The sequence below is a fragment of the Rhizobium etli 8C-3 genome (genome assembly GCF_001908375.1).
GTDB lineage: Bacteria > Pseudomonadota > Alphaproteobacteria > Rhizobiales > Rhizobiaceae > Rhizobium > Rhizobium etli_B.
Window position 1 is genome coordinate 3,621,081 of sequence record NZ_CP017241.1, and the last position, 20,449, is coordinate 3,641,529.

18 protein-coding genes and 2 pseudogenes are annotated in these 20,449 nt (G+C 59.7%); 7 read left to right on the forward strand and 13 right to left on the reverse strand.

All coding sequences use genetic code 11. From position 1 onward, the window contains the following. Positions 1-5: 5 nt before the first annotated feature. From AM571_RS17950 to AM571_RS17960, 3 genes are all read right to left on the reverse strand, one after another. Positions 6-1,142 (reverse strand): efflux RND transporter periplasmic adaptor subunit, encoded by a 1,137-nt coding sequence (locus AM571_RS17950; protein ID WP_074062569.1) that lies wholly within the window; start codon positions 1,140-1,142, stop codon positions 6-8. A gap of 50 nt (positions 1,143-1,192) precedes the next feature. Further along, positions 1,193-1,798: a TetR family transcriptional regulator gene (locus AM571_RS17955; protein WP_074062570.1), complete on the reverse strand. Its 606-nt coding sequence runs from the start codon at positions 1,796-1,798 to the stop codon at positions 1,193-1,195. A 136-nt stretch (positions 1,799-1,934) separates the two neighbouring features. Further along, positions 1,935-2,366: an OsmC family protein gene (locus AM571_RS17960; protein ID WP_074062571.1), complete on the reverse strand. Its 432-nt coding sequence runs from the start codon at positions 2,364-2,366 to the stop codon at positions 1,935-1,937. Positions 2,367-2,557: 191 nt separating this feature from the next. Here AM571_RS17960 and AM571_RS17965 point away from each other — a divergent pair. The 3 genes and pseudogenes from AM571_RS17965 to AM571_RS17975 form a co-directional block, all read left to right on the forward strand. Further along, positions 2,558-2,772 (forward strand): annotated as a pseudogene (locus AM571_RS17965) (D-galactonate dehydratase); the annotation flags it as partial. Positions 2,773-2,872: 100 nt separating this feature from the next. After that, positions 2,873-3,271 (forward strand): DoxX family protein, encoded by a 399-nt coding sequence (locus AM571_RS17970; RefSeq protein WP_074062572.1) that lies wholly within the window; start codon positions 2,873-2,875, stop codon positions 3,269-3,271. Positions 3,272-3,355: 84 nt separating this feature from the next. Further along, complete coding sequence (locus tag AM571_RS17975; RefSeq protein ID WP_074062573.1) at positions 3,356-4,135, forward strand: SDR family oxidoreductase; 780 nt, start codon at positions 3,356-3,358, stop codon at positions 4,133-4,135. Positions 4,136-4,137: 2 nt separating this feature from the next. On the opposite strand, the gene AM571_RS17980 is transcribed toward AM571_RS17975, so the two are convergent. Next, entirely contained in the window at positions 4,138-5,355 is a 1,218-nt protein-coding gene (locus AM571_RS17980; protein ID WP_074063339.1) for an adenylate/guanylate cyclase domain-containing protein, read from the reverse strand. Positions 5,356-5,692: 337 nt separating this feature from the next. Here AM571_RS17980 and AM571_RS17985 point away from each other — a divergent pair, with 337 nt between their 5' ends. Both AM571_RS17985 and AM571_RS17990 read left to right on the forward strand, forming a co-directional pair. Next, positions 5,693-6,604, forward strand: coding sequence for an SMP-30/gluconolactonase/LRE family protein (locus AM571_RS17985; protein WP_074062574.1), 912 nt, complete (start codon positions 5,693-5,695; stop codon positions 6,602-6,604). Positions 6,605-6,653: 49 nt separating this feature from the next. Then, positions 6,654-8,897 carry a glycoside hydrolase family 2 protein gene (locus AM571_RS17990; RefSeq protein ID WP_074062575.1) on the forward strand — a complete coding sequence of 748 codons (2,244 nt, stop codon included), beginning with the start codon at positions 6,654-6,656 and terminating at the stop codon, positions 8,895-8,897. 6 nt (positions 8,898-8,903) lie between these two features. On the opposite strand, the gene AM571_RS17995 is transcribed toward AM571_RS17990, so the two are convergent. The 5 genes from AM571_RS17995 to AM571_RS18015 all read right to left on the reverse strand — a co-directional run bounded on the left by AM571_RS17995 (position 8,904) and on the right by AM571_RS18015 (position 14,269). Continuing rightward, the gene (locus tag AM571_RS17995; protein WP_074062576.1) at positions 8,904-10,019 is read right to left on the reverse strand and encodes an ABC transporter ATP-binding protein; all 1,116 of its coding nucleotides are present in this window, start codon (positions 10,017-10,019) and stop codon (positions 8,904-8,906) included. Between the two features lie 3 nt (positions 10,020-10,022). Then, positions 10,023-10,967, reverse strand: a complete 945-nt coding sequence (locus tag AM571_RS18000) for a carbohydrate ABC transporter permease (RefSeq protein ID WP_074061012.1) — start codon at positions 10,965-10,967, stop codon at positions 10,023-10,025. Beyond that, the gene (locus AM571_RS18005) at positions 10,964-11,917 is read right to left on the reverse strand and encodes a carbohydrate ABC transporter permease (protein WP_074062577.1); all 954 of its coding nucleotides are present in this window, start codon (positions 11,915-11,917) and stop codon (positions 10,964-10,966) included. The genes AM571_RS18000 and AM571_RS18005 overlap by 4 nt, the downstream gene beginning before the upstream one ends. A gap of 82 nt (positions 11,918-11,999) precedes the next feature. Beyond that, positions 12,000-13,256, reverse strand: a complete 1,257-nt coding sequence (locus AM571_RS18010; RefSeq protein WP_074062578.1) for an ABC transporter substrate-binding protein — start codon at positions 13,254-13,256, stop codon at positions 12,000-12,002. 224 nt (positions 13,257-13,480) lie between these two features. Beyond that, positions 13,481-14,269: an endonuclease/exonuclease/phosphatase family protein gene (locus AM571_RS18015; RefSeq protein WP_074062579.1), complete on the reverse strand. Its 789-nt coding sequence runs from the start codon at positions 14,267-14,269 to the stop codon at positions 13,481-13,483. 65 nt (positions 14,270-14,334) lie between these two features. Here AM571_RS18015 and AM571_RS18020 point away from each other — a divergent pair, with 65 nt between their 5' ends. After that, on the forward strand, positions 14,335-15,306 hold the full coding sequence (locus AM571_RS18020; RefSeq protein ID WP_074062580.1) for a lysylphosphatidylglycerol synthase domain-containing protein: 972 nt from the start codon (positions 14,335-14,337) through the stop codon (positions 15,304-15,306). Here AM571_RS18020 and AM571_RS18025 read toward each other — a convergent pair. Further along, a complete protein-coding gene (locus AM571_RS18025; RefSeq protein WP_074062581.1) occupies positions 15,256-16,791 on the reverse strand; it encodes a phospholipase D-like domain-containing protein in 1,536 nt (511 codons plus the stop codon). The genes AM571_RS18020 and AM571_RS18025 overlap by 51 nt on opposite strands. 150 nt (positions 16,792-16,941) lie before the next feature. On the opposite strand from AM571_RS18025, the pseudogene AM571_RS37435 reads away from it, so the two are divergent. Further along, positions 16,942-17,426, forward strand: a pseudogene (locus AM571_RS37435) (hydroxypyruvate isomerase); the annotation flags it as partial. A 98-nt stretch (positions 17,427-17,524) separates the two neighbouring features. Here the strand turns inward: AM571_RS37435 and AM571_RS18035 are convergent. The 3 genes from AM571_RS18035 to AM571_RS18045 all read right to left on the reverse strand — a co-directional run bounded on the left by AM571_RS18035 (position 17,525) and on the right by AM571_RS18045 (position 20,448). Beyond that, on the reverse strand, positions 17,525-19,249 hold the full coding sequence (locus AM571_RS18035) for an ABC transporter substrate-binding protein (RefSeq protein ID WP_074062583.1): 1,725 nt from the start codon (positions 19,247-19,249) through the stop codon (positions 17,525-17,527). A 78-nt stretch (positions 19,250-19,327) separates the two neighbouring features. After that, positions 19,328-19,609 (reverse strand): DUF2160 domain-containing protein, encoded by a 282-nt coding sequence (locus tag AM571_RS18040; protein WP_074062584.1) that lies wholly within the window; start codon positions 19,607-19,609, stop codon positions 19,328-19,330. An 11-nt stretch (positions 19,610-19,620) separates the two neighbouring features. Continuing rightward, complete coding sequence (locus tag AM571_RS18045) at positions 19,621-20,448, reverse strand: carbohydrate ABC transporter permease (RefSeq protein WP_074062585.1); 828 nt, start codon at positions 20,446-20,448, stop codon at positions 19,621-19,623. Position 20,449: the final 1 nt, after the last annotated feature.

Genomic DNA, 20,449 nt, shown 5'->3' on the forward strand with positions numbered 1-20,449 from the left:
AGCAATTATTGAACGGTGCCGGCAGTCCCGGCGGAAGCCGACTGCTGGCCCGGCACGGAGACCTTCAGGTTCTCTGTCATGAACTGCGTTCCGGCAGCAACAACGAGATCCCCGCTCTTCAGGCCTTCGGTGACGTTGACGCCGTCACCGGTGAAATCACCGACATGAATTTCGCGTGCGTGCACGGTTGCCGCGCCGCGGTCGACCACCCAGACGATCTTCTTCCCATCCTTCTCGCCAAGCGCGCTCAGCGGCACTGCGACATAGGGTTCGGAGTTCTTGACATCCGCCTCGATCGTCGCCGTCATACCGAGCAGCACACGCTGATCATTTGGCAGGCTGACGCGGACGGAAAAGGTCCGGGACTGCTGATCGGCGCTGCCTGAAACTTCGCGCACCTTGCCCTCGAGCATCAGCTTGTCATCCGACCAGAAGGTTGCCTTCACCGTCTTGCCGGGCTTGAATTCGGCAATATCGTTTTCCGACACCGCGATTTGAACTTCCTTCTCGCCATCGACGGCAACGGCAACGACAGGCGTGCCGGAGGCGACGACCTGACCGGTATCCGCATTGACTGCGGTCACGATGCCGTTCTGATCGGCCTTCAGATCCGTATAGCTTACCTGGTTCTTTGCCTGATCGAGTGAGGAGATCGCAGCATCGCGCGTCGAAACAGCCTGGTCGTAGGAAAGCGAAGCCTGCTCGAGCTGCGATTTCGGTGTGGCATTCTTGTCGAAGAGCTGCCCGGCACGTCTGTTTGCGAGATCTGCCGTCTGCACACCCTTTTCGGCCGCCGCCAGATTGGCTTCAGCCGTCTTCACCGCGAGCTGATAATCGGTGGGGTCGATGCGCGCGAGCACATCCCCAGGCTTCACCCGATCGCCGATATTGACGAGTCGCTGCGTGATCTTGCCCGCAACACGGAAGCCGAGATTCATCTCGATGCGTGCTCTTACAGCGCCGGAATAGTCAAGGGTGCGCGTTTGGCCGGCCATGGCAATTTCCACGATCTTGACGGGGCGGACGATTTCCTTCGTCTCTGCCTTCTCCTCCTCGCTGCAGCCGGCAAGGCCGAGGCTGGCGATGCCGACAAATGCGAGGCTGAAAACGGACGGCAGATAGCGTGTCTTGAGCGAAACCATCTTCGCACTCCTGATCGTTTCGTGTGTTTCTGGACGGCCTTGCCGTGCTGTTATTTCAATGCCTTGATCGAATACTCGATGAGTTCGTCAACGCTCGCGCGGTTGGTCTTGGCAAGACATTGCGCCACCATCTGCGGGTGGCAGAGCGTCACGGTGGCCGCACCGAAGCAGCGTGAAGCAACATCGGCGTCTTGCTCGGCGAATTCACCGGCGGCGATCCCTTCGCGGATCACGCCGGCGATGAGTTCATGAATGCTGTCGATGTGCCTCTCGATGACATGCCAGTCGCGCTCGATCGCGAGGACCACAATCTCGTGCACCTTCTGTTCATCAAGCATGGTGTCGAGGGTCATCTGATACTGGCCATGCACAAATCGTCGCAGCCGCTCCGACGCGCTGATCGGCAGATGGCAGATGTCGTAGGCCTGCTTGTAACTGGCAGCCAGCATGCGGCCGCAGATCGCCTGGTGGATTTCCACTTTCGAGGCGAAGAAGCGGTAGATATTGGCCGGGGACATGCCAAGGTCACGCGCAATATCCGCAACCGTGGTCTTGCCGTAGCCATAATGCCGGAACAGCCGCTCTGCCGCGTCGAGAATGCGCGCCACGTTTTCCTGACGGGTACTGTCCAGCACGTTTTCTGTAGTGTCATCCATGCGCTCAGACCTTACGACTGACGAATTTTGAATTTCGTCAGTCGTAAGATATCAGGCATCACTTGTCAATGATCTGTTGCACCAAAAAAATGCCGCGGCCCCGGCCCGCAGCATTTAGAGTCACCAGTTGCCGAGGTCAGGCCAGCTTGACGTCGAGTGTGATCGGCACAGCGGAAAGTGCCTTGGATACCGGGCACCCCGCCTTTGCCTTATTGGCAAGCTCGGTGAACGTCTCCTGGTCGGCGCCGGGGACTTTGCCGGTCAGCGACAGATGGATCGCGGTAATCGCGAAGCCGTCTTCGACGCTCTCGAGCGTTACCTTTGCCGTGGTCTCCATGGCTTCGGCCGTGAGCCCCGCATCGCTGAGGATCAAAGACAGTGCCATGGTGAAGCAGCCGGCATGGGCCGCGCCGATCAATTCTTCGGGATTGGTGCCTGGAATACCTTCGAAGCGGCTTGCAAACCCGTAGGGGTACTCCTTCAACGCGCCGCTCTGCGTCGATATCCGCCCCTTGCCTTCCCTGAGGCCGCCGGACCATTGAGCCGAACCTGTACGATTGATCTGCATGCCGTCCTCCTGTTTCGATTGGATTGCTTCGGGAAAGGTCTTGTGCCGCTTCCCGCCGCAGGAGGCTAAATCCTCCCGAACGGCAATATAAGGCTCTATCCTCGGAAGACGACTGCCATAAGAAAATCGTCCGAAGACAAGACCTCCCATCGGCCGACACGACACATCATCGCATGGCTGCAGGTCGATGCGCCTTCATCGAGGAACAGAGCATCGGCATTCACTACAACCAGGGCAACGACATCCTCGACTACATCTCCAACAAGGACGCCTTCCGATACCCGAGGGCTTTGTCAGCATTGCCCAGGGGCCGGGCGGTGTCGAGGTCGATGAACGCTCCAAGCTGGGCCCAACCTGGCGCAATCCCGTCTGGCGTCATGCCGACGAAAGCGTCGCCGAGTGGTGAGGACCAACAAGGGTCGCATCGAGCGGCCCTTTTTGTTGCACCGTGTAGGAGGCAGCGCGCGCCATCCGTCATAGTGAAAGCTCACCGAAGGAGATTTCACATGGCCAGAGCAATCGCAGTGATCGTCGCACGCATCATCTTCAGCTTCATCTTCTTCATGGCGGCCGGCTTCAAGTTTGCCGACATGGGCGCCACGGCAACCTATATCGCCTCCGCCGGCTTTCCGGTTGCCCGCTTGCTGGCATGGGTCGCAGCCTCCTTCGAGATGGCTTTGGCGCTAGCCCTGATAACCGGCGTGTTCTTTACGGAAGCAAGCCTGCTTGGGGCCATTTACGTCGTCTTTCTGGCATTTGCCTTTCATGGCCCGTCACGCTGGACGGACAACCAGGCGGAATTCGGCTTCTTCGTCGACCACTTCAGCTTCCTCGCTGGACTTCTATTTGCCGCCGTGCACGGGCCGGAGAAGTGGGCGATCACCCGCAGCCTGATGAGACTTTAAGGCCAGCCCGAACTTCGCCGCCCGCCGGAACCATGCCTCCATTCGAACATTGCCCTAACGCTAACCGAACGAGGGATTGGGAAAATGGAACTTCAGGGAAGAACTGCTTTGGTCACCGGCGCCGGTTCCGGCATCGGAAAGGCCACCGCGCTGAAGCTTGCTGCAGAAGGCGCCAGGGTTGCCGTTTTGAGCCGCACCGGCCGCGAGGCCAAACAAACGCGCGACGAAATCCGCACTGCAGGCGGGCAGGCGATCTCGCTGACGGCCGACACCAGCGACGAAGGCTTGATGCGCGATGCAATTGACACGCTTCTGGCCAGGTTCGGCGGCATCGACGTCGTCGTTGCCAATGCCGGTATCAATGGCGTCTGGGCGCCGATCGACGACCTGAAGCCGGAGGAGTGGGACAAGACCATTGCCGTCAACCTGCGCGGTACCTACCTCACCCTGCATCTCACTGTCCCGCATATGAAATTGAACGGCGGCTCCATCATCGTCGTCTCCTCGATCAACGGAACGCGGACCTTCACGACGCCCGGCGCGACCGCCTATACCGTCACGAAGGCCGGCCAAGTGGCGATGGTGCAACAGCTGGCATTGGAACTCGGCAAGCACGGAATCCGCGTCAATGCCGTCTGCCCGGGCGCCATCGACACCAATATCAGCGACAATACCAGGAGCCGCCACCGCGAGGAGACGGAAATCCCGGTCGTCTGGCCTAAGGGCGAAATTCCGATCAGCGGCGGCGCGGCAGGCCAGAGCGCCGATGTCGCCGAAGCCATCCTCTTTCTTGCGACAGAGCGCTCGCGTCACATTACCGGCACACCGATCTGGATCGATGGCGGCCAAGGGCTGCTGCGCTAGGCTCAGGCGCCGAGCCCGGCAGTTTCGAGCGTGTAAAGCTCCTGCGACCGCTTGACACCGCGCAGCGCGTAACGGCCGATGCAGGCGAGGCCGCCGCGGTGAGCTTCAGCAATAGCCGCTGCAAAATCCGATGACATCAGTACGTTGAGATCGACCGACCGGCATATCGACGCAATGCGGCTGACCTCGTTGACCGCCGGACCAATGACCGTGAAGTCCAGCCGTTCCTGGCTGCCGATATTGCCGTAGAAGACATCGCCGATATGCAGGCCGAGATAGACGTCGGTCGTCGGCCTGCCATCGGCGGCGCGCTGTTGATTGAGCGTTGAAAGCTTCTTGCGCAACAGAGCCTCGGCGCGCAATGCCGCGTGGCATGCTTCGGATTGGTCCTCATCCTTGAAAATCGCAAGAACACCGTCGCCGATGAGCTTCAAGACGTCGCCACCTGCCTCGTGGATCGCGGAAATCACCACTTCGCTATATGCGTTGAGCAGCGGCAGAATCTCTTCCGGCGGCGCGCTGTCCGATATCTTGGTGTAATTCAGAAGATCCGAAAACCAAAGCGCCGCCGAAATCCGCTCCGACTTGCCGCGCGTGATCTTGCCCTCCAGCACCTGCTTTGCTGCATCCTCGCCCAGGTAGACCTCGGCGATGGTCCGCGCGATGCGACCGAGGGCGATGCATTTTATTGCCAGCGCCAGGACCGGCACCAGCTTGCGCAGGATGGCGAGGTCGTCGTCGCAAAAGCCTTGCGGATGCCGGGTCGTAAAATGCGAAAAAAAGCAATCCATCTCGCCGATCGTACCAGCCTTGGCGAAGCGATGTACCATGGCGACGAAATCGGTGTGGCCAGCTTTGACCATTTCGTCGAGCATGACGAAATCGGTCGGGTCGCCGAAGCCGATGCGGCGGCGCACCTCGCTCTCTTTGCCGGACCAGAGGTAGTAGAAGGCCGAACGCTGCCAGTTATCCCGCGCACTGCCTTCGCCGGTCGGACCATATTCGAACTCGGTCTCGATTTCCTCCTGGCTGTCCCACCGGAAGGCGCGGCCCTCGTGCACCGGGTGCAGTGTATCCATGAGCGCCAGGCCGCGATCAAGCGGCAGGCCGAACTCGCGGCAGGAATTGCAAAAGCCGGTCAGCAGCTCGGCTTCGGAGGCCCCTTTCAGCCCCTGTTCCGTCAGCCATGCGGCCACCGTTCCGACGTCGCTGTGATCCATGCCATTCACCTTCATCTGTGTCGAAGCTGTAACTATATTTCATCGCTGAAGGAAAGAAAAACCAGCTCTTGGCCCTCGCCGGCTCAATGGACAGTGCCGCGATCTCCACAGCATGGCCGAACCGACGCGAAGGCAGCACCGCTCGAATATCGAACCCTCTCGGTCGCCGCAGCAAATCCGCTTGTCGGGTTTGAGGCAGAGGTAGCCGCTTGCCGCACAAGGCGGCCGCGTTTTGAAAAATGCCAGAGCCCGGCGCATTTGCCGTTACCGGGCTCTGGCACGCATCGCCGTTTATGTTTACGAAGAACGTCATATCGCTTTGGAGAGGAGCCAGTCAGTGTCGCAAGATATCCTCTATGAGATCCGTGACGACCGCTTCCGCAGCCTGATTGCAGGGAGCGCCAGGCTGGAGGAGCTTTATGCCGGCTGCCGCTGGGCGGAAGGCCCTGTCTGGTTTTCCGATCTCAATTGCCTGATCTGGAGCGATATCCCGAACGAGCGCATGCTGCGCTGGGTACCTGATGGCGGCGTCTCGGTCTTCCGCTCGCCATCGAACTACGTCAACGGCAACACCCGTGATCGTCAGGGGCGCCTGATCTCCTGCGAACACGGCGGCCGTCGCGTCACGCGTACCGAGCCCGACGGCAAGATCACCGTTCTGGCCGACAGCTATCAGGGCAAGCGTCTCAACTCGCCAAACGACGTCGTCGTGGCGTCTGACGGCTCGATCTGGTTCACGGACCCGAGCTACGGCATCAAATCGGACTATGAGGGCCACAAGTCGGAGCCCGAACAGGAGACGCGAAACGTCTACCGCATCGACGCGCAGAGCGGCGTCGTCGAAGCGGTGGTTACCGACTTCATCCAGCCGAACGGCCTTGCTTTCACTTCCGACGAAAAGCAGCTTTACATTGCCGATTCCGGCTCTGCCGATCATGAGGTGCCGCGCCACATCCGCGCCTTCGACGTCATCGACGGCAAGAAGCTCGCCAACAGCCGTTATTTCTGCTCGATCGACAACGGCATACCGGATGGCTTCCGCTTCGACATCAGCGGAAATCTCTGGAGCAGCGCCGCCGATGGCGTCCATTGCTTCGCCCCGGACGGTACCTTGCTCGGCAAGATCAAGGTACCGCAGACCGTCTCCAACGTCACCTTTGGCGGCCAGAAGAAAAACCGCCTCTTTATCACCGCAACGCAATCGCTCTATTCGATCTACACGACGACGAATGGTGCACAATATCCATAAGCGGCTTTGCCGGCCGCGCCAATCAGACATGTTTTAAGAGGAGTCCGGGATGCGGTCCGTCGTCTCGTTCAATGAATCCTGGAGTTTCCACGAAGGCTTCGGCCAGCAGCTTCTCGACACTTTCGACGGCACGACGAGCGTCAGCCTGCCGCACACCGCCGTCGAGCTGCCTTTCAACTATTTCGACGAGACTATCTATCAGCGCGCCTTTACCTATCAGAAAATCCTGCGCTGGCTGCCGGAATTCGAGGGCCGCGAAGTCTCGATCGTCTTCGATGGCGTCATGGCCGACAGTGTCGTCTATCTGAACGGTGAAGAGATCGTCGCTCACAAGGACGGCTACACCCCTTTCGAGGCCCGCCTCACCGGCAAGCTTGTCAAGGGCGACAACCTTATCACCGTGAAGATTGACGGGAGCGAGAATCCCGCAATCCCCCCCTTCGGGGGCCGTATCGACTACCTCACTTATGCCGGCATCTATCGCGATGCCTGGCTTAAGGTCACCGGCGCGGTTTCTGTCCGCAACCTCAAGATCGAAACCGAAAACGTACTCTCCGAGGCCAAATCCGTTCGTGTTCGCTGCGATCTCGCCAACCCGCAAAATGCCGCGTTTCTTGGCACCGTTACGGCCCAGCTCAAGGACACATCCGGCACCGTCATCGCCACCGCGAGCGGCGACACGACGGGCGAAGACGTGACGCTTTCCTTCGAAAGCCTGGCGGACATTTCGCTTTGGGACATTTCCAGCCCCGTGCGCTATGAAATAACTGTCGACCTGAAAACCAGCCACGGCTCGGATCGGCTGTCGTCGCATTTCGGCTTCCGCACCGCCGAGTTCACGCCGGATGGTTTTCTGCTCAACGGCAAGCCGCTGAAACTGCGCGGCCTGAACCGCCACCAGGCATTTCCTTATGTCGGCTACGCGGCCGGGCGCTCGGCGCAGGAGCGTGATGCCGACATCATGAAATCTGTGCTGAAGTGCAATATCGTCCGCACCTCGCACTATCCGCAGTCGAAATGGTTCCTTGATCAGTGCGACCGCATCGGCCTTTTGGTTTTCGAGGAGATCCCCGGCTGGCAGCATATCGGTGACGTGGAATGGCAGCAGGAGTCGATCCGCAACGTCCGCCGCATGATCGAACGCGACTGGAACCACCCGTCGATCGTCATATGGGGCGTGCGCATCAACGAATCGCAGGACTGCCACGACTTCTACGTCGAGACCAATCGGCTCGCTCGCGAACTCGACCCGACCCGCAAGACCGGCGGCGTGCGCTACATCACCGAAAGCGAGTTGCTCGAAGACGTCTATACTATGAACGATTTCATCCTCGGAAACGAGGAACTGCCCGGCGCCAATCGCCCGCGCACGGCTCTTCGCAGCCAGCAGGAAACCACCGGTCTCGATCGAAAGGTGCCCTACCTCATCACCGAGTTCAATGGTCACATGCATCCGACCAAGATCTACGATCAGGAAGCGCGCCAGGCAGAGCATGTGCGTCGTCACCTTGAGGTGCTAGATGCCGCCTACGGCGATCCGGAAATCGCCGGCGCGATCGGCTGGTGCATGTTCGACTACAATACCCACAAGGATTTCGGCTCCGGGGACCGGATCTGCTATCACGGCGTGCTCGACATGTTCCGCGAGCCGAAATTCGCCGCCTATGCCTATTCCAGCCAGTGCGATCCGTCTGACGAGATCGTCATGAAGCCGGTGACCTTCTGGGCGCGCGGGGAGCGCAACATCGGCGGCGTTCTGCCTCTGATCATTCTTACGAACTGCGATGAGATCGAGCTGAACTACGGCTCGATCACCAAGCGTATCGGTCCGGATCGTGAAAATTTCCCGCACCTACCCCACCCGCCCGTCGTGCTGGACCATCGGCATTTCACGGCGGACGAGCTTGGCACATGGGGTTTTGAATGGCTCGACGGCGAGTTTACGGGTTATATCGACAGCCAGCCCGTAGCCAGATTGCGGCTTGCTGCCGATCCTGTGCCGACGACGCTCGACGTTGTGGCCGACAGCGGATCGCTGAAAGCCCGCGAGCGCGACACGACGCGCGTCGTTATTCGCGCGCTCGACCAATACGGCCAGCGGCTTCCCTTTCTGCATGACAGAGTGACGCTGCGCGTCGATGGTCCAGCCAAGATCGTCGGCCCCTCCACTATTCCGCTGCAGGGCGGCACGGCCGGTTTCTGGCTGGAAGCAACGGGGCTCACCGGCAATATCACGGTCGAGGCTGCCTCGTCCCGCTTTGCACTCGTCACCCTCAATGTAACGGCTGTCTGACGGACGTTATGCGATCCGCAGCTGGCTCTCCGGATCGAAAAACACCGCCTTGTCGAGATTGAAGGCAAGGCGCGTGCTCTGGCCAGGCTGAATACCGGCATCGGCGCGCAGCCGCGCGATGACCGATTTGCCGCCGAGCTTCGTCACCGCGAAAGTGTCCGAGCCCGCGGGCTCGACGACCTCGATCGCACAATCGCCTTCCGCCAGCCACTTTGCCTTGCGATCGGCGCCATCCGGGTCGGTCAGCGCTTCCGGGCGAATTCCGAAGATCACGTTTCTGCCGGCATAGGAGGCCAGGCTGTTATTTGCGGCCGGAACAGGCAGCTTCAATGCTTCGGCGTTCGGCCGGTCGAGTGAAACCAGCAGGCCGCCGGCGCTGTTTTCCAGCCTGGCATTGAGAAGATTCATTGCCGGCGATCCCATGAAGTCGGCCACGAAAATGTTGGAGGGGCTATTGTAGATTTCCGAAGGGGTGCCGAATTGCTGCAGGACGCCATCCTTCAGTACGGCGATCTTGGTTGCCAGCGTCATCGCCTCGATCTGGTCGTGCGTGACATAGACGATCGTCGTTTTCATTCGCTGATGCAGGCGCTTGATCTCCGTGCGCATATCGACGCGCAGCTTTGCATCGAGGTTGGACAACGGTTCGTCGAAGAGGAAGACCTGCGGGTTGCGCACGAGCGCGCGCCCCATCGCGACGCGCTGCCTTTGGCCGCCTGAGAGCTGGCTGGGCTTGCGGTCGAGCAGATGGCCGATCTGCAGCATGTCGGCCACTTCCTTGACAGCCTTTGCCCGCGCGTCCTTCGGCACACCGCGAATCTCCATGCCGAAGGATATGTTTCCAGCCACCGTCATGTTCGGATAGAGCGCATAGGACTGGAACACCATGGCAATGTCGCGCTTGGAGGGATGAAGATCATTGATGGTCCGGCCATCGATGCGGATATCGCCTTCGGTGATCGTCTCCAGGCCGGCGATGGTGTTGAGCAAGGTCGACTTGCCGCAACCGGAGGGACCGACCAGCACGAGAAAGCCGCCTTTTTCGAGCTCCAGATCGATGCCCTTGAGGATGTCGACGGCGCCGAAGCGTTTTTTAAGACCGGATATTTCAAGGAAAGCCATGGATTACCCTTTGACGGCGCCCGCCATCAGACCGCGTACGAAATAGCGGCCGGCGAGAATATAGACGATGAGTGTGGGCACGGCGGCGATCATGGCGGCGGCCATGTTGACATTGTATTCGACCACACCGGTCGAGGTATTCACGACATTGTTGAGCGCCACCGTCATCGGCATGGATTCACCGGTGCCGGCATAGGCGGAAGCGAACAGGAAGTCGTTCCAGATATTGGTGAACTGGTAGATCACCGTGACGACGATGATCGGCAGCGAATTCGGCAGCATGATGCGACGGAAGATCTGGAAGAAGCTGGCGCCGTCGACCTGCGCGGCTCTGACCAGTTCAGTCGGAAAGGCCTCGTAGTAGTTGCGGAAGAACAGCGTCGTGAAGCCCAGACCGTAAACGACATGCACGAAGACCAGATTGACGGTCGGATTGCCGAAGCCGAAGCTCATGCCCGTGGCGTTCTGGAGCGTGGCACCGAAGCGGCCGAGGCTACCGAGGATCGTCGCCATCGGCAGCAGCACCGACTGGAACGGGATGAAGCAGGCAAACAGCATCAAGCCGAACACGAGCGTGTGACCCGGAAAGCGCCATTTGGTCAGCACATAGCCGTTGAGCGCGCCCAGGATGGTGGAAATCGCCACGGCCGGAACGACCATCTTGATCGAGTTCCAGAAATAGCCCTTGATGCCGGCGCAGGTCAGGCCGACGCAGGTCTCGCCCCAGGCCTTGAACCAGGGCTCGAAGGTCGGCGACCGAGGCAATGCCAGCATGTTGCCGTTCTGGATCTCGTCCATGGTCTTGAACGAGGTGACCAGCATCACGAAGAGCGGCATCAGGTAGAGGATCGCGAAGATCAGCAGCAGGCCGTAGATGATGGTGCGGCCGATCCACCGGCGGCCATTGCCGCCTTGCGATGTGGTTGCTGAAGAGGCAACGGTGCTCATCGCGCCTTCTCCCTCAGTTCGGAATAGAGATAGGGCACGATGATGGCCGAGATCGTCATCAGCATGATGATCGCGCTTGCCGAACCGACGGCCATCTCGTTCCGCTTGAAGGTGTATTCGTACATGAAGTTGGACGGCAGCCAGGCCGAGCCACCGGGACCGCCCGAGGTCAGCGCGACCACGAGGTCGTAAGACTTGATCGCCATATGGGCGAGCACGATGAAGGCCGAGAGGAAGACCGGTCGCAGCATCGGGATGACGATGCGTCTGTAGAGCTGCAAGGTCGTTGCCCCATCGATCTGGGCGGCTTTCATGATCTCGCTATCGATGCCGCGCAGGCCCGCGAGAAACATCGCCATCACGAAGCCGGAAGCCTGCCAGACGCCGGCGATCACGACGGTATAGATGACGAAATCCTTGTTCTTGATCCAATCGAAATGGAAGCTCGTCCAACCCCATTGATGCAGCGTCTGCTCAAGTCCCAGGCCGGGGTCGAGGAACCATTTCCAGGCAACGCCGGTGACGATGAAGGAAAGCGCCATCGGGTACAGGAAGATTGGCCGCAACAGCCCCTCGCCGCGGATCTTCTGGTCGAGCAGAATCGCCAGAAACAGGCCGAGTGCTAAACAGATGCCGACATAAAGGAAGCCGAAGATCGCCATGTTGGTGATCGAGGTATACCAGCTGGAGGGCGGATCGCTTTCAAACGTCCAGCGCCAGAGCCGTTGATAGGCGCGTGGTCCTGTCAGCGCATAGGATGGAAATGTCTTTGAATTGGTGAAGGACAGATAGGCGGTCCAGACGATGAAACCATAAACAAAGATCACCGTGACGGCAAAACTCGGCGCCAGCACGATCTTCGGCAAGACATCCTGCAGGCGGGAGCGGATGGAATTGCCTCTTTTGCGTTCCGACGTGAGCTTGATCTCGGGGGTCGCGACGGTGTTCATGAAATCGTCCCCTCCCAGGGCCGTATCTGTGGCAAAACGCCTCCCCCGCCTGCGCGGGGAAGGGGCCTATGATCGACGCAAGCTACTTGGCGTCGTCGATTGCCTTGACGAGCTCTTCCACGGCCTGATCAGAGGTCGTGATCTGTCCATGAACGAACTTGGAAACGACGTCCTTGTAGGCATTGGCTACCGCCGGAGGAGCGCCGTAGCCCTGGGCCAGCGAGCCGAACAGCGTGCCGCCTTCATTGGCAGCCTTGAGGTCGGCAATGCCCTTCTTGCCGCAGGCGTCGAAGTCCGTGTCGGGAACATCGGTACGGGCCGGAACCGAACCTTTGACGACGTTGAAGGCCGATTGGAAGCTCTTCGACAGCGTCGCGGTCGCCAGCGCTACCTGCGCGGCCTTGCGGTCGTCGGGAACGTCGAACATGCCGAACATGTCGGAGTTGTAGATCACGCTGCCGTTTGTGCCCGGGAAGCGGTAGCAGAGGAAGTCGGTATCCGGCGTCTTCTTCGCCGCGACGAATTCGCCCTTGGCCCAATCGCCCATGACCTGAACCAGCGCATCGCCCTTGATGACCATGGCGGTCGCCAGATTCCAGTCACGGCCGGAGAAGTTCGGGTCGACATACTTGATGATCTTGGCAAGATTGTCGAAGGACTTCTTCATCGTGTCTGATTTCAACGATTCTTCGTCGAGGTCGTTGAAGGCCTTCTTGTAGAATTCCGGCCCGCCGGTGGAAAGCACGATCGAATCGAACATCGTCGCTTCCTGCCAGTTCTGACCGCCGAGAGCGAGCGGAATGACGCCGGCAGCCTTGGCCTTGTCGAGCAGGGCAATCAGCTCGTCGAAGGTCTTCGGCTCAGTGCCGCCGATCTTGTCCATCACGGCCTTGTTGATCCAAAGCCAGTTGACGGAGTGAACGTTGACAGGAGCAGCAACCCACTTGCCGTCATAGACGGAGAACTTCTGGAGAGCTGCGGGAACGGACTTGTCCCATCCTTCCTTCGTCGCCGTCTCGGTAAGATCGCCCATGACACCGGCCTGGGCGTAGTCGAGAACGGTATAGCCGAGCATCTGCGAGGCGGTCGGATAGGTACCTGCCGCAACCATCGCCTTGAGCGCGGTCATGGCAGCATCACCGCCACCGCCGGCCACCGGCACGTCCTTCCAGGCAAAGCCTTCCTTGGAAAGGTCCTCCTTGAGCACGTTGAGTGCCGCAGCCTCACCGCCCGACGTCCACCAGTGCAGCATCTGCACTTCCTTCACGTCGGCCGAGTAGGCCGCAGTACCTGCCATCATCACGGCAGCAGCGGCTGCCGTGCCCAAAAACTTGCGCATGATATTCCTCCCGTTCGCAAGTAAAGCGGCGAGACTCTCCTCGTCCGCCGATGTCTGCCGCAGTCGAAGCGGCAAACATGCCCCGCAACTCTCCCAGTCACGGTTGATAATTTAAAGCGTTATAAAACGAGCGGCGTCAAGTCTTTCTCGACTCGTGAGAAAAATCGGACTTTATGGATAAATTGTTGAAATATTTGACTTCGACAGCCACTTCCGGCGATCGCTCAAAACGCGATTTCCCTTCGCCTGCTCGCAGCCCCCGGCAATATGGTAGCCAGCAGCGGCAGGTGATCGGAAGCCCGGCGCACGAGCGGTGTCGCGGTGACGGTTGCAGATGTCACGCCAATCCCGTCCGATACGAATATATGGTCGATCCGCAGGATCGGCAGTCGAGAGGGATAGGTCGGGCGGGGACGGCGCGCGGCGAGCAGCTGCGTGTCGCGGAAATGCCGCGCCAGCATTTTGTAGGCCGGCGATGACGGGACAGCATTGAGGTCGCCGCAGATGATCGCGGGAGCCGCCTGGAATTTCTGGCTTCCAATCCATTCCCTGTCGAGCAGCGTCGTCACCTGCCGCATCCGATCGATGCCACGAAGGCCAAGATGCGTATTCAGCAAGTTCAGATGCATTCCCGCCATTTCGATCTGCACCCATATCGCCCCTCGCTTTTCGCCGACGGAAGGTAGCGGCCCGGCTTTCATCAAGCGGGTCGGCATGGCCGTCAGAATGGCATCGCCGTACTGCTCCTCCTCGACATGCAGCGCCGGATGAAAATGGGCCTGCATCTTCAAGAGCGAGGCGATCGCATGTGCCTGGTCTATGCCGCCCGTGCGCTTGCGGCCGACATCCAGTTCCTGCAGCGCAATGATGTCCGCACCGGTTTGCGCGATCACATCGGCGATGCGCGCTGGCTCGATCCGCCGATCGGTGCCAATGCAGCTATGCACATTATAGGTCAGGATTTTCAGCTCGCTGCCGATTGATTGCAGCGGAGCGGGAGAGAATGTGCTCATCCGGGGGGAACTAGCTTTCAGCCTGTTTCGTTCCATCTGCGGAACTCCAACGAAACGGGGCGTTTATGTCCATCAAACGCGTACTGATCAATCTGGCTTTCGTTCTCTGCCTGATGCTTGCGGCCTTTCTTCTCTACAGGGTCTTCAGCCGTTACACCTTGAGCGACGTCTTGGATTCGATCCGCACGATACCGGGAGTGCGCATTCTTGCGGGCCTCGGCTTTGCGGCCGCCTCCTATCTCTGCCTGACCGGGTTCGACTGGCTGGCACTGCGTTACGCCGGCAAGCCGCAGAGCTATCCAAGGGCCGCCCTTGCTTCGTTCACCAGCCTCTCGATCGGCCATAATCTCGGTCTTGCGGCGCTGAGCAGTGGCGCTGTACGCTACCGCTTCTATTCACGCTGGGGCTTGAATGCCGAAGAGGTTGCAAAGGTCATCCTGTTTTGCGGCGTGACCGTAGGCATCGGCCTTTCGACGCTTGCGGGCATCGCCCTGCTCATCAATCCGCAGGATGCAGCAAATCTCCTGAAACTCGGCCCGGCCAGTCTATTTGCCCTCGGCTGCATCTGTGTCTGCGTGCCGGCAGTCTACGTCGTTCTGTCCGCCACCGTCCGCGCGCCGCTGCATCTTTGGAAATGGTCTTTCGAAATGCCCTCCCTGAAGCTCGCATTGGGCCAGGTCGTCATCGGCACGGTAAACTTCATCTTCGTCGCAGCCTGCCTGCATCAGATGCTGGCCGCACAAGGCCAGGCGAGCTACGTGCAGACGGCCACGGCATACGTGCTGGCCAATATCGCTGTTCTCGTTACCCACGTGCCTGGCGGTCTGGGCGTCATCGAAGCCACGGTCAGCTATGTCCTGCCCGGAGCCGCCTCGATTGGGTCACTGGTGGCCTTCAGGGTGATCTATTTTCTGGTTCCTCTTTTGATCGGCCTGCCGACGTTTGCGATCAGCGAATTCGTCATTGCCAAGCCAAAGCCGCCACCGTCAGAAGATCGCCCTCAACAGCCGGCTCAGGCGCATACGCAGCTTCTGTAGCGGCCGGTACGGTCGCCGCGGGTCCACGAAAGCAGTCCCGATCATCGGCGATGTCTCGCCTCGCGCGATATCGATTGAAAACTGGCGAAGGCCGCGCTTGCGGACGTTCAGCGCCTCTATGGCCTTAAGCAAGGACCGCTTCGCCGTCTCCATGTCTTTGACAGCTTCGATTGTCGCATCGAGATGTTCGGCAATCAGTCGGTGGCGAAGCGACGTTATCGCCTGCCGGTGAGCAGCAGTCTCCGCCTCGATCGCCAGGTCGCACTCCGTATCGAGCCCCTCCGAACGGTTGTTGAGGTTCGACGAGCCGATACGAATGAAACGATCGTCGACGATGATAAGCTTCGAATGGATGACAACCTCCTGCTCACCGCCCTTCCCGTCCGGGACCACCGGATACATCACGCACAGCCGGTCATAGCGATCGATGCGCTTCAGCCTGCGGATCAGCCGGTCGCGGTTGTGGCCCATCGCCAGCTTTTCGATCAGTCCATGCGAACTCTTCGTAACCAGGACCGCAATCTCCGGTCCATCGACCTCCCTGAGCCGCTTCGCGATGACCCGCGCAACGCCGAAGGAGGCAAGATATTGGGTCTCGATGTAGATGTACTTTCTTGCCGCATTTATGGCATCGCGCGTCAGACGAAAGGCTTCAAACCGCCCGCGTTTGCCGATCCATTTCGGCTCGGTGAGTGCAATCGCCGCCGTCACGTTCTCCATTTCAGGGGGGAGCGTAGGCGGCCATGGCACGCTGCCCTGGGGCGCCCCTTCGATGAACTCGCCGGTCGCCTGCTTCCACCGCCGCCGACACACCTCGCCGATCAGGCGCGCAGCGCTGCCTGAGACCATCGACTGCATATCGTGCACGGGATCGTATGGCACACCGTCCGGATCCTTCCGGAGCGGATTGTCGATCCGGTGATCAGGTTCATCCCAGCGCCGGGCGGTCAAATCCAAACCGCCGAGGAAACCGATGCTGTCATCGATGGAAACAAGCTTCTGATGGTGACAGCCACGCAGAGGATGGCGCAGATCGAAACGCAGGCTGATCTGCGGGTGGGTGGAAAAGCCGTTTCCCTTGAAAAGCTTCAAGGACTTGCCCGAGTAGATCGGCCCCATGCCCCAGATCAATATCCGGATCTGCAGCCACGGATTTTCATCGGCAAGCGCCAGCAGAAGTTCGCCGAGCGTTTGCGAGCTTTGATGCGGCTTCAGCCGGATATCGGGATTGAAATCCCAGCCGATGATCCAGATCGAATGTCTTGCCTGTCTCAAAACCTCGTCGAGCGCCGCGAAATAGGCAGCGCCGTCGACCAGGAATGCCGCTTTATCGGCTTTACCGGTTTGCCAGACGTTTCGTCCGGCGCGGATAATACCGCCCGGGATGACCGGAAGGGCACTGCGGCGCCGACGCGCGACGGTGGTGATATAATCAATTGCTTTTGTTGTCTTTCGGCTATCGGATACGGCTCGAAAATCTGTCATTCGCTGTCCAGCGCCCTTGAATATCGTGCGCTGAAAACGCCCGAAATGTGCGGCTTGTTCCCGGATGGAGCAAAACGAAGGTTGTTTGACGTGATGCAGCCGCAATCTGCTCAGTCATTGAATCCGCATTGCCTTCTGCAGGCATTGACGGCCAGCAACGCCGGTTTGCCGGCAATCGAGTTCCGGCAGTGGACGGACAAGGATCTCGGCGCGATCTCCGCTGCCCTCAGGCAGACCGGTCTTGCCGTCTCCAGCATCTTGGCAGAGCCGGTGATTCCGTTGACAGATCCACCAACAAGCAAGCGTGGTTGGAAGGACTGGCCGCCTCGATAAGGGTCGCCCAGAACCACCCTCGAAGGCCTCGACATCGCCGACGAGATCGATCGCCCCGAGATCGGAATCGTCTACGAACGGAGGATGTGATCGGCCGGAGGATCTCGCGCGTGTGTCATGTACACGTCGCAGACCACGAGGGGTCGCAACGAACCCGGCTCCGGCCGCATCGATCTGGCGCACCGCCTCAACTGGCTGTTTGAGAGAGGGTACACACAGGAAGCGTGGGGCTGGAGTATAGGCTGCTTGCGCAAGGCATTGCGGCGGTCGGGCGATTGGCGCGCTTTGACAAGCTTGGCGGGCACGCTGCCATGACGCGCATATCGGAAGCATATGGGTCCCGGCACCCTTTGGAGAGCGGGCCGGAAGCATTGTTTCTTCCGGCCCTGCCCGATGACGATCAGTTCGACTGCCAGCTCTTGACCAGTTCGTCGTAGTTGACCGTTACCGGCTTCTCTTTCTCGTTCTCGACCTTCAATTGCGGAGCGAGGTTGCCCTTTGCGACGGCATCCTTGTTCCAGTATTCGAGGTCTTGCTCCTCAGCGAGCTTCGGGCCGATGTCGCCCTGAACGCCTGCGCGTTCCAGGCGCTGCAGTACCTTTTCCTGCTCGGCGCAAAGCGAGTCCATGGCTTCCTGGGCAGTCTTTGCTCCCGACGACGCATCGCCGATTGCCTGCCACCAAAGCTGTGCCAGCTTCGGATAGTCCGGAACGTTCGTACCGGTTGGCGACCACTGCACGCGGGCAGGCGAGCGGTAGAACTCGATCAGACCACCGAGCTCAGGCGCGCGCTTGGTGAAGCTGTCATGCCGGATGGAGCTTTCGCGGATGAGCGTCAGACCGACATGGCTCTTCTTGACGTCGACCGTCTTCGACGTCACGAACTGCGCGTAAAGCCAGGCTGCCTTTGCGCGGTCATCCGGCGTCGACTTCATGAGTGTCCAGGAACCGACGTCCTGATAGCCTAGCTTCATGCCGTCCTTCCAATAGACGCCGTGTGGCGACGGAGCCATGCGCCACTTCGGCGTGCCGTCCTCGTTGACGACCGGCAGGCCCTTCTTGACGGCGTCGGCCGTAAACGCCGTGTACCAGAAGATCTGCTGGGCGATATTACCCTGGGCCGGAACCGGACCGGATTCCGAGAAGGTCATGCCCTGTGCTTCCGGTGGCGCATAGGCCTTCAGCCAATCGAGATACTTGGAGATCGAGTAGACCGCGGCCGGGCCGTTGGTATCGCCGCCGCGGGCAACGCAGGAACCGACAGGACGCGAGTTCTCGTCGACCTTGATGCCCCATTCATCGACAGGCAAGCCGTTCGGAATGCCCTTGTCGCCGTTGCCGGCCATCGAGAGCCAGGCGTCGGTGAACCGCCATCCGAGCGACGGGTCTTTCTTGCCGTAGTCCATGTGACCGAAGACCTTCTTGCCGTCGATTTCACGGCCGGTGAAGAATTCGGCGATGTCCTCGTAAGCCGACCAGTTGACCGGCACGCCGAGGTCGTAGCCGTACTTCGCCTTGAAGTCGGCCTTGTTCTTTTCGTCGTTGAACCAGTCGTAGCGGAACCAGTAAAGGTTCGCGAACTGCTGGTCAGGGAGCTGGTAGAGCTTCTTGTCCGGCGCGGTCGTGAACGAAGTGCCGATGAAGTCGGCGATATCGAGGCCGGGATTGGTGACGTCCTTGCCTTCGTTCGCCATCCAGTCCGTCAGGTTGCGCACCTGCTGATAGCGCCAATGGGTGCCGATGAGGTCAGAGTCGTTGACGTAGGCGTCGTAGATATTTTCCCCCGACTGCATCTGCGTCTGCAGTTTTTCAACGACGTCGCCTTCGCCGATGAGATCGTGGGCGATCTTGATGCCGGTGATGGCGGTAAAGGCTGGTGCAAGCACCTTCGATTCATATTCATGGGTGGTGATTGTTTCGGAGACAACCTTGATGTCCATGCCGGCGAAAGGCTTCGCCGCATCGACGAACCATTGCATTTCCTTTTCCTGATCGGCACGGGAAAGCGTCGAGAGTTCGCCGACTTCCTTGTCCAGAAAGGCTTTTGCCTCATCCATGCCAGCATAGGCGGAGCCCGCCATGGCCAGCAAGATGCCTGCTGTTGTCGCTAGTAAATGCCGTCGCATAATATCCTCCCAGGGTTTGCGATCGCAGTCTTCACGTCTCAGGCGGCCAGTCCCCCGGCCATCTGTATTACCCTGCCGTCACACGTAGCGGAACACCCCGATGGCGTAGACTACGGCGAGGGCAAGAGCCCACCACAGGTTGGGCCCGACAAGGCCCAGCCATGCGAGATGAATGAACGCTGCCCCGAGCAGCGAAATGAAGAGCCGGTCCCCGCGCGTCGTTTCGAAACGCAGCACGCCTACTCGCGGCGAGCCCCCCGGCGCGAAATATTCCCACACGCTCATGGCGATCAGCAGCACAAGGATCGTCAGGAAGAACAGTGCCGTGGGCAGCGTCCACGCCATCCATGAAAAGTTCATATCGATCTCCCTCAAACGCGTCCAAGAGCAAAGCCCTTGGCGATGTAGTTCCTGACGAAATAAATGACGAGTGCTCCAGGGACGATCGTCAGCACGCCGGCAGCAGCCAGCACGCCCCAGTCCATGCCGGCCGCCGAAACCGTGCGCGTCATGATCGCCGAGATCGGCTTTGCGGCCGTCGTCGTCAGCGTGCGGGCAAGCAGTAGTTCGACCCACGAAAACATGAAGCAGAAGAAGGCTGCGACGCCGATCCCGCTTGCGATCAGCGGCATGAAGATCTTCACGAAGAAGCGCGGGAACGAATAGCCGTCGATATACGCAGTCTCGTCGATTTCCTTCGGCACACCCGACATGAAGCCTTCCAGGATCCAGACTGCCAGGGGCACGTTGAAAAGGCAATGCGCCAGCGCAACGGCAACATGCGTGTCGATGAGGCCGAACGCCGAATAGAGCTGGAAGAAAGGAAGCGCGAAGACGGCCGGCGGTGCCATCCTGTTCGTCAGCAGCCAGAAGAACAGGTGCTTGTCGCCGAGAAACCGGTAGCGGGAGAAGGCATAGGCGGCCGGCAGCGCCGCAAGCACCGAAATCACGGTGTTCATCATGACGTAGATGATGGAATTGATATAGCCGTTGTACCAGGATGGATCGGTGAAGATCACCCTGTAGTTCCTGAGTGTCGGGTTCTGCGGCCAGAGCGAGAAGGCGCCGGTGATCTCGGCATTCTCCTTGAAGCTCATATTGATCAGCCAATAGATCGGCAGCAGCAGAAAGACGATATAGATCGTCGAGACGACCCAGGAGAAGTTGCCGGCAGGTTTGTATTTCATCGTGGTTTCCATG